This is a genomic window from Aureimonas sp. Leaf427 (assembly GCF_001425485.1).
In the GTDB taxonomy this organism is placed as follows: domain Bacteria; phylum Pseudomonadota; class Alphaproteobacteria; order Rhizobiales; family Rhizobiaceae; genus Plantimonas.
The window spans coordinates 110,106-121,932 of record NZ_LMQW01000003.1; the positions used below are offsets into that span (position 1 = coordinate 110,106).

Genomic DNA, 11,827 nt, shown 5'->3' on the forward strand with positions numbered 1-11,827 from the left:
GCGCCTCCCCTGCAGCGCCCGCCCGTGCAGCGCCTTGTCCTCGCCGCGATCGCGATCGCCGCGCTGGCGCTTGCCAGCCTCTTCGTTGGGGTCGGCGAGGTCACGCCCGCGCGCCTCTGGACGGAGGGGTTCGGCGGCGAGGCGGGCGAGCTTCTCCTCGTCAGCCGCGTGCCCCGCACGCTCGCCATCCTTCTCGCGGGCACCGGCATGGCGGTGGCGGGCCTCATCATGCAGCTGCTCGCGCAGAACCGCTTCGTCGAGCCCTCGACGGCCGGAACGGTGGAATCGGCGAGCGCCGGCCTTCTCGTCATGATGCTTCTGGCGCCCGGCGCCCCGGTCATCGCCAAGATGCTGGCGGCCGCCGCCTTCGCGCTCGCCGGCACGCTCCTGTTCCTCGCGATCCTCGCCCGGGTGCCGCTGCGCTCCCCCCTCGTCGTGCCCCTCGTCGGCATCATGCTCGGCGGAGTCGTCAACGCGGCGACGACCTTCTTCGCCTATCGCTTCGACCTCATGCAGTCGCTGCAGGCCTGGACGATGGGCGACTTCTCCGGCGTGCTCCGCGGCCGTTACGAGCTTCTGTGGCTCGCCTTCGCGCTGACCGTCGTCGCCTATCTCGCCGCCGACCGGCTGACGCTGGCCGGCCTGGGCCGCGATCTGTCCATCGGCCTCGGGCTCGACCATGGCCGGACGGTCTTCCTCGGCCTCGTCATCGTCTCGCTGGTCACGGCCGTCGTCGTCGCGACGGTCGGCATCATCCTCTTCGTCGGCCTGATCGTGCCGAACATCGTCGCTCTCTTCCTCGGCGACAACGCCCGGCGCTCGGTGCCCTGGGTCGCCCTCATCGGCGCCGGCTTCGTGCTTCTCTGCGACATGGCCGGCCGCCTGATCGCGGCGCCCTACGAACTCCCCGTCGGCACGGTCGTCGGCGTCGCCGGGGCCGCGCTCTTCCTCGGCCTTCTCCTTGCGAGGCGCGACAGGCTTGGCTGAGCGCGCGATCCTTCAGAGCCCCGCCGCGCGGCTGGCGCTTCTCGGCCTCCTGGCGCTTCTCGCCTGCGCCCTCTTCCTGACGCTCGGCGCGCGCGGCAGCTGGAGCTTCGTCCTCGCCTATCGCGGGCAGAAGCTCGCCACTCTCGTCATCGTCGCGGTCGCGATCGCGGTCTCGTCCGTCCTTTTCCAAACCGTATCCGAGAACCGCATCCTGACGCCCGCGCTGATGGGCTTCGACGCGCTCTACGCGCTCCTCCAGACGGCCCTGGTCTTCACGCTCGGCTCGGCCGCGGTCGGCGCGATCGAGCCGCGGCTCCTCTTCCTCGGCGAAGTCGGAGCGATGATGGGCTTCTCGCTCCTCCTCTATCGCGGGCTCTTTTCGGGCGCGGTGCGCTCGCTGCATCTGCTCATGCTGGTCGGCATCGTCTCCGGCATCCTGTTCCGCAGCCTTTCCGGCCTGATGCAGCGGTTGATCGATCCGAACGAATTCGTCGTCCTCCAGGATCGGCTCTTCGCGAGCTTCAACACGGTGCCGGGCGATCTCCTCCTCGTCGCCGCGATCCTCGTCGCCGCATCGCTCGTGCCGGTCGCCCGCAATCTGGCGGCCTTCGACGTGCTGACGCTCGGCCGAAGCGCCGCGATCGGCCTCGGCGTCGATCACCGCGCGAGCGTGCGCATGGTGCTCCCGCTCGTCGCCGTGCTCGTCTCGGTCTCCACGGCGCTGGTCGGGCCCGTCACCTTCTTCGGCCTGCTCGTCGCCAGTCTCGCCTACCGCCTGACGCCCTCGCACCGGCACGTCCACATCCTGCCTGCCGCCGCGCTCGTCGCCATCCTCTGCCTCGTCGCGGGCCAGACGCTGCTGGAGCGCGTCTTCGCCTTCGACACGGCGCTCGGCATCATCGTCGAGTTCGCCGGCGGTCTCGTCTTCCTCGTCCTCCTCCTGCGCGGAGCCGCCCGTTGATCGCGATCGAGAGCGTCTGCAAACATTACGGCGAGGCCTCCGTCGTCGCCGGCGTCTCGCTGACCCTTGCACCCGGCGGCGTCACCGCCATCATCGGACCGAACGGGGCGGGCAAGTCCACGCTTCTCTCGCTGGTCGCGCGGCTCGTGCCGATGTCGGCGGGCCGCGTCGAGGTCGCCGGGCTGGACGTGACGACCACGCGAGGCGACATCCTGGCGCGCCACCTCTCGATCCTGCGCCAGGACAACCACGTCGGCTCGCGCCTGACGGTGCGCGACCTCGTCGCCTTCGGCCGCTATCCCCATTCCAAGGGCCGCACGACGCGCGAGGATCTCGTCCACGTCTCGAGCGCCCTGGCCTATCTCGACCTCAAGGATCTGGCCGAGCGCTTCCTCGACGAGCTGTCGGGCGGCCAGCGCCAGCGCGCCTTCGTCGCCATGCTGATCGCGCAGGACACCGAGGCCGTGCTTCTCGACGAGCCGCTCAACAATCTCGACATGGTCCATGCCAGCGCCATGATGAAGCTCGTGCGCCGCCTCGCCGACGAGCTGGGGCGCACGGTCGTCGTGGTGCTCCACGACGTCAACTTCGCCTCCTGCTACTGCGACCACATCGTCGCCATGAAGAACGGCCGCGTCTGCCGCCAGGGCCCGCCCGAGGAGATCGTGACGAGCGAGGCGCTGCACGCGATCTACGGCATGCAGATGCAGGTCCGCGAGCTGGACATTCCCCATCTCGGCGTCCGGCGCATCTGCCTTCCCTACGCTTGAATTTCAGGCGACTCCGATGCCGGCCGTCAGTCCGCCGTCGATCCGGTGATCGGTGCCGGTGATGAAGGCGGCGCGATCGGAGAGGAGGAAGGCGACGAGCTCGGCCACCTCCTCGGGCTCGCCGATCCGGCCGAGCGGATGGGCCGCTCCGAAGCGCGCGAAGACCGCGTCCACATCCGCGTCCGGCCCGTCGAAGGTCTCGGCCGCGAGCTTGAGGATGGGCGTGCGAACCGAGCCGGGGCTGACCGAGGTCACGCGAATGCGGTCCTTGGCGAAATCGAGCGCCATGGCCCGCGTCAGCGCGTGGATCGCCCCCTTGGAGGCGACATAGGCCGCGACGCCCGACTGGCAGGCGAAACCCTGGACGCTGGACAGGCTGACGATCGCCCCGCCGCCCCGCCGGCGCATCTCCGGCACGCCGAAATGCGCGGTGAGATGGATGGACCCGACATTGACGGCGAGGCAGGCCGCGAAGACCTCCGGCGAGGTCTCGACGAGATCGCCATAGGGATGGATGGCCGCCGAATTGACGATGAGATCGAGCCCGCCGAAGCGCCGGACGGTCTCGGCGACGGCCGCGCCGACCTCGTCCGCCTTCGTCACGTCCGTCCGGCGAACGGCGAGCGACAGGCCCTCCGCCGCCCCGGCGGAGCCGAGCGCCTCGTTTCCGTCGGCGTCGATGCCGAGCGCCATGACCGAGGCGCCGCTTCGTGCGAGCCGCAGGGCCGAAGCGGCCCCGATCCCGGTCGTGCCGGTGACGAGAGCGACCTTTCCCGAAAACTCCGCGTCCCGATGCTCGGCCATGACGTCGATCCCTCCCAGCGTCCGATATGTCAGGCGGGGAGGAACAGCCATTGCAGGGCGGACTGTCAATCGCCCGGCGCGCCATCCACAGGCGGCTCGTCGACAGCAGGCTCGTCGGCGAGCGGCCAGCGCAGGAGCGCGGCATGGCCCTCCGGCGTCAGCGCATAGACGCCGCGCGTCGTGCGCTCGAACCAGCCATAGACATTGCGGCGAAGCATCATCGCCGCCTTCGGCGCGATCAGCGTCAGATCGCGCGGCCGCAGCGGGCCGTTTGCAAGAAGCCGCGCGCAGGCCAGCGCGTCCTGGCGATAGGCGGTCATCACGGGCGCCTTCGTGCTGCCGCCGATCGCCGGATCGCCCCGGCGGCGGCGGTGCTCGTCGACGAGCCGCGACCGGCGCCGGGGATCGCGCCGCGGCGGCGGAGCGGCCGGGCTCAGAAGCAGATGGACGGCGCCGTCCGAGCCGACGCCGAGAAGACCGAATCCGAGCCGGCGGCAGAGCTGGCGAAACCGCGCGTCGCTCTCCCGCCCCTTGCCGCGCTTGGAGAGGCTGGCCGCCAGCCAGACCTCGTCGGCCGCCGCCGCCCGGTCGACGCCCTGGAGCACGAGTTCCAGATTGAACGAGAGCTTCAACTCGCAGACGACGACGACCGGCGGCGCGTCCCCCGAGAGCGCCAGGAGATCGCAGCCGCCGATCTCGCCCTTCACCTCGTAGCCGAGGCCCTCCAGGAAACGCTTGATCGGCCTATAAAGACTGGTCTCAAGTTCCGCCAAACCGCCGCCCGTCCAGTCTTCGAAGCATGTCCACGAGCTGGCGATGGCTGGTTTTCGCCGATCTTTCAATCCCGTTCCGTGCCGCCTCGCGTCCGGAGGGGATACGGCGGTGCCCCGTTCGACGACGGTCGATCCCCGGCGACGAGGCCGAGAAAAAAGAGCTTTTTCGACAAGAGCTTAAAACTAAGTCAGCCAAACAAACCTCATCCTTCCTTGAGGATTGCCGCCGCAAGGTGCCGGCATCGCATAGCGAAGGAAGGTTTCCCGATGCCGCTCACCCGACGCTTCGTCCTCGCCCTCGCCGCCGGTGCGACGGTCTCGGGACTGGTCCGTCCCTCGTGGGCGGCAGAGCTCGCCAAGCCGCCGGGCAAGGCGATTCTCCGCATCGGAGGCAGCATCGGCGTCCACAATGTCGGCGAGGAGGCCGTCTTCGACGTTCCCATGCTGGAGGCGCTCGGCACGTCGCGTTTTTCGACCAGCACGCCCTGGACCGACGGCGTCGCCACCTGGGAAGGCGTTCCTCTCGCCGTGCTCATGAAGGCCGTCGACGCCTCCGGCGCGACGATCCGCGCGACCGCGCTGAACGACTACGTCGCCGACATTCCGATGGCCGGCCTTGCCGAGGACGGCGCGATGCTCGCCTTCCGGCGCGACGGCGAACTCATGCCCGTCAACAACAAGGGTCCGCTCTTCGTGCTCTATCCGTTCGATCGGGAGGCCCGGCTGCAGCAGCAGAGCTTCTACATGCGGTGTGCCTGGCAGGTCGCGCGTCTCGACGTCCTCTGACGCGGCGGAGGGGGACGAGCCGGAATGCCGATGGTTGAGAGCAAATGGGAACTGCCGCTGATCGCGGCGACGGCCGGCCTCGGTTTCGCGGCCGTTACCATGCTGTTCTCCAGCGTACAGTACATGGACGGCATCTCCCGCGCCGCGGAGAACAACGTCGTCTACGAGGTCATGACGACCTCGCCGGAGCTCGCCCGCCTGCAGATGACGGTCGCGGCCCGTTTCCTGCCGGACAGCGGCATCTCCGACGACGACGTGGCGCTGCGCTTCGGCATCCTGGAGAACCGCATGGTGGTTCTCGGCACCGTGGAGTCCCGCCGTCTGCGGCAGGATTCGGCGGAAGCGACTGTCCTCATCGAGCGCATGCAGCGCACCGTCGCCGATATCGCGCCCTGGATGGAGCATATGGAGACGCCGGTGGAGGCGGCGGCTGTGCTCAAGGCCATCGAGCCCTTGAACTCGGCCGCCGCAAGGCTGGCGGCGCTCACCACCTCGACCTCCGCGACGCGGATCGCCGAGAACCGCGCCATGCTGATCGAGATTTTCTGGCAGCTTCTGGTCGGCATCCTCGGCCTTCTCGCCTGCGGGATGATTCTGGTGGCCATGCTGCGCCGAGCCCGGAAACGCGCACGCCACAGCGCCCATTACGACGTCCTGACCGCGCTTCCGAACCGCCTTTCCTACAACATCGCGCTCGAGGAGGAGTTCGAGCGGGGCGGCCGCCCCGGCTCGCTCGTCGTCGTCATGTTCGACCTCGACCTCTTCAAGCAGGTCAACGACACGATGGGGCATGCGGCGGGCGACCGGCTGCTCAGCCTCGTGTCGCGGCGCCTTTCGACGGCGCTGCCCGATGCCGTCATCTTCGCGCGCCTCGGGGGCGACGAGTTCGCCGCCATCTTCCGCGCCCTCCATCCCAAGCCCTTCGGCGAGAGCGTGGGACGGCGCATCCTCGCCTGCTTCGAGAGACCCTTCGAGATCGACGGAAGCCGGCTCGCGGTCTCGACCAGCGTCGGCATCGCCGTCTCCGACCCGGGCGACGCGACGGCCGACGATCTCCTGAAACGGGCGGATCTTGCCCTCTACGCCGTGAAGGAGGATCGCCGCGGCGCCTTCAAGATGTTCCAGCCGGCGCTGAAGGAGGCCTATCTCGAACGCCAGACCTTCGCCAAGGATCTGGAGACCGCGCTGGCCAGAAACCAGCTGGAGCTGCACTTCCAGCCCATCGTCGATCTTCGATCCGACCGGACCGCGGGGTTCGAGGCGCTGCTGCGATGGCACCATCCCACGAAGGGCCTTCTGTCCCCAAGCCTCTTCATCCCGATCGCCGAGGAGACCGCGCTGATCCTGCCGATCGGCCGCTGGGCGATCGCGGAGGCCTGCGCCGCCGCCGCGCACTGGCCGGACGACGTCTCCATCGCCGTCAATCTCTCGCCGCGCCAGTTCGGCGACCCGCAGTTGCAGGAGAGCGTGCGCATGGCGCTGACGCGCCACGGCATCCGGCCGGCCCGGCTGACGCTGGAGATCACGGAATCGGTGCTGATCCAGAACGACGCGACCGTTCTCGACACGCTGACCGCGCTTCGCGAGATGGGCGTGCGGATCTCGCTCGACGATTTCGGCACCGGCTACGCCTCGCTGAGCTACCTGACCCGCTTTCCCTTCGACGCGATCAAGATCGACCAGTCCTTCATGCGCGTCTCGCCGGCCCATCCGCACAATCCGACGATCGTCGAGACGATCTGCGATCTCGCCGCCAAGCTCGGCCTCTGCACCGTGGCCGAGGGGATCGAGACGCCGGAGCAGCTCGACATGATCCGCCGGACGGGATGCAGGAAGGGACAGGGCTATCTCTTCGATCAGCCGATGACGCTCGCCGACTGCGCGACCCGACTCGCCCTCGAACGGCTGCGCAGCATCCAGGCGCCCCCGAAGGTCGAGATCGCGACGAGGCGCATCCCGGGCGCGACGACGAACCAGCCGTGAGCCGGCCGCCCGGCTGGCGGAGAGCGTTGTTTTCCATACGCTGTCCGAAACCGTCTGGAATGCCTCCAAAACACCGGCGCAAGACGACGGAAAGCCAGCTGACGAAGTAACTTGACGTAGCGCATCCACTTAGAAGAAGAGCGGGCACCACCGCTCCCCCAGGAGCGGGGCTTCGAGGAGTTGGCATGCGCAACCGTTTTGTCCCTCACGTCTTCACCGCAGCTCTCGCCGTCGGCGCCGCCCTGACGGCGTTCGGCGCCCGCGCTGAGGAGTCCGGTGCCGGCATCACCGTCTACAACGCCCAGCACGAGAGCCTGACCAAGGCCTGGGCGGAAGGCTTCACCAAGGACACGGGCATCCCGGTCACGCTGCGCAAGGGCAGCGATTCCGAGTTCGGCAATCAGCTCGTGCAGGAAGGCGCGGCCTCGCCGGCCGACGTCTTCGTCACCGAGAATTCGCCCGCCATGGCGCTGGTCGACAAGGCCGGCCTCTTCGCGCCGCTCGGCCAGGAGACGCTGGCCGAAGTGCCCGCCGAGTTCCGGCCGGCAGACGGCCACTGGGTCGGCGTCGCCGCCCGGTCCACCGTCTTCGCCTACGACAAGAACCGGCTGACCGAGGCGGACCTGCCCAAGTCCATCGCCGATCTCGCCGATCCCGCCTGGAAGGACCGCTGGGCCGCCTCCCCCGCCGGCGCCGATTTCCAGGCGATCGTCGCGGCCATGCTGGAGCTGAAGGGCGAGGCGGCAACGCTCGACTGGCTGAAGGCCATGAAGACCAACGCCAAGGCCTACAAGGGCAACAGCGTCGCGATGAAGGCGGTGAACGCCGGCGAGATCGAAGGCGCCGTCATCTACCACTACTACTGGTTCGGCGATCAGGCGAAGACGGGCGAGAACTCGCGCAACGTCTCCCTGCACTACTTCCGCAACCAGGACCCCGGCGCCTTCGTCAGCATTTCCGGCGCCGGCGTTCTCGCCTCCAGCCAGAAGAAGGCCGATGCCGAGGCCTTCGTGAAGTGGATCGCCGGGCCGAAAGGCCAGGAGATCTTGAAGACCGGAACCTCCTTCGAATATGCCGTCGGCAACGGCGCGGAGTCCAATCCGGCGCTGACGCCCCTCACCGCCCTCCAGGCGCCCAAGGTCGTCCCGGACAAGCTCGACAATGCCAAGGTCATCGAGCTGATGACGACGGCGGGCATTCTCTGAGCCGAGCCCTCGCGACCGGCGAAGGCCGCGTCGCCCGCCCGCGGACCGGAAAGGGTTCGCGGGCGGTCTCGCAGGGTCGGAAAGCCGGTCGATGACGGACACGGTCCTGCCATCGGACGATCACGCCATGCCCGCCCGATCGGCCGCCGGAAGCGGCGCGCGGCTGAGGCGGATCTCCGCGACCTCGCGGCCGATGGTGGGCGCTGCCGTTCTCGTCTCGCTCTTCGCCCTGATGCCGCTCGGCTTCGTCGTCTGGATCGCCGTCCAGACCGGCTGGGACACGGTCTATGCGCTGGTCGTGCGCCCGCGCGTCGGCGAGCTTCTCGTCAACACCGCGCTCCTCGTCCTCAGCACCCTGCCGCCCGCGGTCGCGCTGTCGGTGGCGCTGGCCTGGCTCACCGAGCGCAGCGACCTGCCGGGCGCGCGGCTCTGGGCCTGGCTGGCGGTCGCGCCGCTCGCCATTCCCGCCTTCGTCCACAGCTATGCCTGGATCTCCGTCGCGCCTTCGCTGCACGGGCTTCCCGCGGCGACGCTCGTTTCGATCCTCGCCTATTTCCCCTTCCTCTATCTGCCCGTCGCCTCGCAGCTTCGCCGGCTCGATCCCGCGCTGGAGGAGGCCGCCGCCGCGCTCGGCATGTCCCCGTCCCGCGTCTTCGCCAAGGTCGTTCTGCCGCAGCTGCGCCTTGCCATCTGCGGCGGATCGCTGCTCGTCGGCCTGCATCTCCTGGCCGAATACGGGCTCTACGTGATGATCCGCTTCGACACGTTCACGACCGCGATCGTCGACCAGTTCCAGTCCTCCTTCAACGGGCCCGCCGCGAACATGCTGGCCGGCGTCCTCGTCCTCTGCTGCCTCCTCCTCATCGGCGCCGAAGGCTGGGCGCGCGGCAGCGAACGCTATGCGCGCGTCGGGTCCGGCGCGCCGCGTCCGGCGGCATCGACGCCGCTCGGCCGGGCGACGCTCCCCTGCCTCGCGCTGTTCGCCCTCGTCGCCGCGCTGTCGCTCGGCGTTCCCGCCTATACGCTCGGCCGCTGGCTCCTTCTCGGCGGACTCGACGTCTGGACGACCGGCGAGATCGGCGGCGCGCTCGCGACGACGCTTCTCCTGGCGCTCGCCGGGGGCGCCATCGCCACCCTTCTCGTCCTGCCCATGGCCTGGCTCTCGATCCGCTGGCGCCATCGCCTCGCCCGCGTCCTGGAAGCCTGCCACTACTATGTCGGCTCGCTGCCCGGCGTGGTCATCGCGCTGGCGCTGGTGACGATCACCGTCCGCGTCGCCCTGCCGCTTTACCAGACCGCCGCGACGCTGCTCGCGGCCTATGCGCTGATCTTCCTGCCGCGCGCGCTCGTCGCGCTGCGCGCCAGCATCGCGCAGGCGCCGGTCGAGCTGGAACAGGCCGCCCAGGCGCTGGGGCGCTCGCCCGGCCAAGCGATCCGCGAGGTCACGCTGCGGCTGGCCGCGCCCGGCGCTGCCGCGAGCATGGCCCTGGTCGGTCTCGGCATCTCGACCGAGCTGACCGCGACGCTCATGCTCTCGCCGAACGGCACGGAGACGCTCGCGACGCGCTTCTGGTCGCTGACTTCCGAGATCGACTATGTGGGAGCGGCCCCCTATGCCCTTCTCATGGTGATCTCCTCCCTTCCCCTCACGGTGCTTCTCCACCGCCAGTCCAAGCAGGCGATCGGGCGATGAGCTTTCTGAAGGTGGAAGCCGTCGCCAAGCGCTTCGGCACGGTGCAGGCGCTCTGCGGGATCGACCTTTCCGTCGAGAAGGGCAGCCGCACGGCGATCGTCGGCCCGTCCGGCTCGGGCAAGAGCACGCTCCTTCGCGTCGTCGCGGGCTTCGATGCGCCCGATGCCGGCCGCGTGACGCTCGACGGCGAGTGCATGGCGGACGGCGGCCGCATCGTGCCGGCGCACCGGCGCTCGATCGGCCTCGTCTCGCAGGACGGCGCGCTCTTTCCCCATCTCGACGTCGCCGCCAATATCGGCTTCGGCCTCGACCGGCGCGCCCCCGACCGGGAAGCGCGCATCCGCCAGCTCATGGAGATGGTCGAACTCGAGCCCGCCAAGGCGGCCCGGCGTCCGCACGAGCTCTCCGGCGGACAGCAGCAGCGCGTGGCGCTGGCAAGGGCCCTCGCCCGGCGGCCGAAGCTCATGCTGCTCGACGAGCCCTTCTCCGCCCTCGACACCGGGCTTCGCGACGATTTGCGCCGCGCGGTGGCGAAGGTTCTGGCGAGCGAAGGGATCGCCTCGCTTCTCGTCACGCACGACCAGACGGAGGCGCTGTCCTTCGCCGATCAGGTGGCGGTGCTTCGCGACGGCCGGCTCGTCCAGGCCGGCGCCCCGCGCGCGCTCTATTTCGAGCCGAAGGATGCCGCGACCGCCCGCTTTCTCGGCGAGGCCGTCATCCTCGACGCCGTGCTGGCCGACGACGGCTGGGCGACCTGCGCGCTCGGCCGCCTGCGCCTGGACGGCGAAGGCCCGGTCGGCCCCGCCTCCATCCTGATCCGCCCCGAGCAGCTGCGCCTCGCCGCATCGCCCGAGGCCGGGCCCGCCGCCGAAGGTGGCGCGGGAAAGATCCGCGCCCGCGTTCTCGCCGCCGAGTTCCGCGGCGCGACCTGCGGCCTGCATCTGTCTCTGATCGCATCGGGCGACACGGCCGGAACCCGCGACATCCACGTCCGCGTTTCCAGCTCCGCCTGCCCCGCCATCGGCAGCATGGTGGAGATCGACGTCGACGGCACCGCGCGCCTTCTCGAACGCGGCACGGCCTCCGACGCGATCGCCTGACGTCCCGTATCGGCCGGCCCTCCCAAAACTCCGGCCAAACCGACGCGCCACCGCCTTCGGGCTTCGAGTCGCCGAAGATTCCGCCTGTGCGCAGCCCACCGACCCTCGGCTACGAAAATGATTCGTCGTCGCCTGCGGGATGGACAGCGCATGGCGTGCGCCTTCCCTGCTCCGACCGGACGCACCGTTTGCGCGAAGGGGCCGAAACCGCCGAAAAAGGCCTCAACCCCTTGTCAGGCAGGGCATCTTGCGGTCTCATCCTTCCAACGATGACGCCGGCTTTCGGGGTGCACCCGAAGGCATGGTGTTTTTCGACGCCAAATTTGCGCGAAAGGGGCTTTCCTTTCGAGCGATATGCGCCTATATCGAGATCACCGGCGGCGCTGATGGCGCCAACCGGCGGTGACGCGGGGTGGAGCAGCCCGGTAGCTCGTCAGGCTCATAACCTGAAGGTCGCAAGTTCAAATCTTGCCCCCGCAACCAAAAACAGCCCGCAAGATCAACCAATCAGGTTCGATCAAGCGGGCTTTTTTGTTTTTGTGGCAGCGTTCATCGGCAACGGCCACACAGATCGCCGCAGCCATCGGGACCGCGACGTTACGATCTTCGGATCGGCTGACCATCGCAGATCCCGCGACATCCCAGTCGGCGCAGATCCGGTTGAAGGCCTCGCAGCTGAAGTCAGCGTCCTATTCGACACCCCTCGGAGCGACGTCGATCGTCACCCGCACGGTGCCGAACCCCGGCACCGCTCAGGTGGCGCGT

General features: G+C 69.2%; 11 protein-coding genes and 1 tRNA gene. 9 read left to right on the forward strand and 3 right to left on the reverse strand.

The window, feature by feature from the left end; translation table 11 throughout:
- The first annotated feature begins 24 nt into the window (after positions 1 to 24).
- The 3 genes from ASG62_RS04375 to ASG62_RS04385 are packed head-to-tail and all read left to right on the forward strand — an operon-like array spanning position 25 to position 2,718.
- On the forward strand, positions 25 to 987 hold the full coding sequence (locus ASG62_RS04375) for an ABC transporter permease (RefSeq protein ID WP_056700071.1): 963 nt from the start codon (positions 25 to 27) through the stop codon (positions 985 to 987).
- 7 nt (positions 988 to 994) lie between these two features.
- Positions 995 to 1,948: an iron chelate uptake ABC transporter family permease subunit gene (locus tag ASG62_RS04380; protein WP_056700197.1), complete on the forward strand. Its 954-nt coding sequence runs from the start codon at positions 995 to 997 to the stop codon at positions 1,946 to 1,948.
- Complete coding sequence (locus ASG62_RS04385) at positions 1,945 to 2,718, forward strand: ABC transporter ATP-binding protein (RefSeq protein WP_056700080.1); 774 nt, start codon at positions 1,945 to 1,947, stop codon at positions 2,716 to 2,718. The genes ASG62_RS04380 and ASG62_RS04385 overlap by 4 nt, the downstream gene beginning before the upstream one ends.
- A 3-nt stretch (positions 2,719 to 2,721) precedes the next feature.
- Here the strand turns inward: ASG62_RS04385 and ASG62_RS04390 are convergent, their stop codons facing one another.
- Together ASG62_RS04390 and ASG62_RS04395 are read right to left on the reverse strand one after the other, a co-directional pair.
- Complete coding sequence (locus ASG62_RS04390) at positions 2,722 to 3,522, reverse strand: SDR family NAD(P)-dependent oxidoreductase (RefSeq protein ID WP_056700084.1); 801 nt, start codon at positions 3,520 to 3,522, stop codon at positions 2,722 to 2,724.
- Between the two features lie 65 nt (positions 3,523 to 3,587).
- Entirely contained in the window at positions 3,588 to 4,295 is a 708-nt protein-coding gene (locus tag ASG62_RS04395) for a DUF2161 domain-containing phosphodiesterase (RefSeq protein WP_244487698.1), read from the reverse strand.
- Positions 4,296 to 4,562: 267 nt separating this feature from the next.
- Between ASG62_RS04395 and ASG62_RS04400 the strand changes: the two genes are divergently transcribed.
- The 6 genes from ASG62_RS04400 to ASG62_RS04425 all read left to right on the forward strand — a co-directional run bounded on the left by ASG62_RS04400 (position 4,563) and on the right by ASG62_RS04425 (position 11,545).
- Entirely contained in the window at positions 4,563 to 5,081 is a 519-nt protein-coding gene (locus tag ASG62_RS04400) for a molybdopterin-dependent oxidoreductase (protein ID WP_156381957.1), read from the forward strand.
- Positions 5,082 to 5,111: 30 nt separating this feature from the next.
- Positions 5,112 to 7,064, forward strand: a complete 1,953-nt coding sequence (locus ASG62_RS04405) for a putative bifunctional diguanylate cyclase/phosphodiesterase (RefSeq protein ID WP_162246066.1) — start codon at positions 5,112 to 5,114, stop codon at positions 7,062 to 7,064.
- A 185-nt stretch (positions 7,065 to 7,249) separates the two neighbouring features.
- A complete protein-coding gene (locus ASG62_RS04410; protein WP_056700091.1) occupies positions 7,250 to 8,269 on the forward strand; it encodes an iron ABC transporter substrate-binding protein in 1,020 nt (339 codons plus the stop codon).
- A gap of 91 nt (positions 8,270 to 8,360) precedes the next feature.
- Entirely contained in the window at positions 8,361 to 9,962 is a 1,602-nt protein-coding gene (locus tag ASG62_RS04415) for an ABC transporter permease (RefSeq protein ID WP_056700093.1), read from the forward strand.
- Positions 9,959 to 11,062, forward strand: a complete 1,104-nt coding sequence (locus ASG62_RS04420) for an ABC transporter ATP-binding protein (protein WP_056700096.1) — start codon at positions 9,959 to 9,961, stop codon at positions 11,060 to 11,062. Before ASG62_RS04415 ends, ASG62_RS04420 begins: the two co-directional genes overlap by 4 nt.
- Positions 11,063 to 11,468: 406 nt before the next feature.
- A tRNA-Met gene (locus tag ASG62_RS04425) sits at positions 11,469 to 11,545 on the forward strand.
- Here the strand turns inward: ASG62_RS04425 and ASG62_RS26190 are convergent.
- The gene (locus tag ASG62_RS26190) at positions 11,524 to 11,685 is read right to left on the reverse strand and encodes a hypothetical protein (protein ID WP_156381958.1); all 162 of its coding nucleotides are present in this window, start codon (positions 11,683 to 11,685) and stop codon (positions 11,524 to 11,526) included. The genes ASG62_RS04425 and ASG62_RS26190 overlap by 22 nt on opposite strands.
- Positions 11,686 to 11,827 lie beyond the last annotated feature (142 nt).

What these genes read in the sequence shown, in the direction of transcription:
- ASG62_RS04390 (WP_056700084.1), bottom strand. Translation starts at nt 3,522, where the DNA reads ATGGCCGAGCATCGGGACGCGGAGTTTTCGGGAAAGGTCGCTCTCGTC.
- ASG62_RS04420 (WP_056700096.1), top strand. Translation starts at nt 9,959, where the DNA reads ATGAGCTTTCTGAAGGTGGAAGCCGTCGCCAAGCGCTTCGGCACGGTG.
- ASG62_RS04410 (WP_056700091.1), top strand. Translation starts at nt 7,250, where the DNA reads ATGCGCAACCGTTTTGTCCCTCACGTCTTCACCGCAGCTCTCGCCGTC.
- ASG62_RS26190 (WP_156381958.1), bottom strand. Translation starts at nt 11,685, where the DNA reads ATGGTCAGCCGATCCGAAGATCGTAACGTCGCGGTCCCGATGGCTGCG.
- ASG62_RS04405 (WP_162246066.1), top strand. Translation starts at nt 5,112, where the DNA reads ATGGTTGAGAGCAAATGGGAACTGCCGCTGATCGCGGCGACGGCCGGC.
- ASG62_RS04415 (WP_056700093.1), top strand. Translation starts at nt 8,361, where the DNA reads ATGACGGACACGGTCCTGCCATCGGACGATCACGCCATGCCCGCCCGA.
- ASG62_RS04400 (WP_156381957.1), top strand. Translation starts at nt 4,563, where the DNA reads ATGCCGCTCACCCGACGCTTCGTCCTCGCCCTCGCCGCCGGTGCGACG.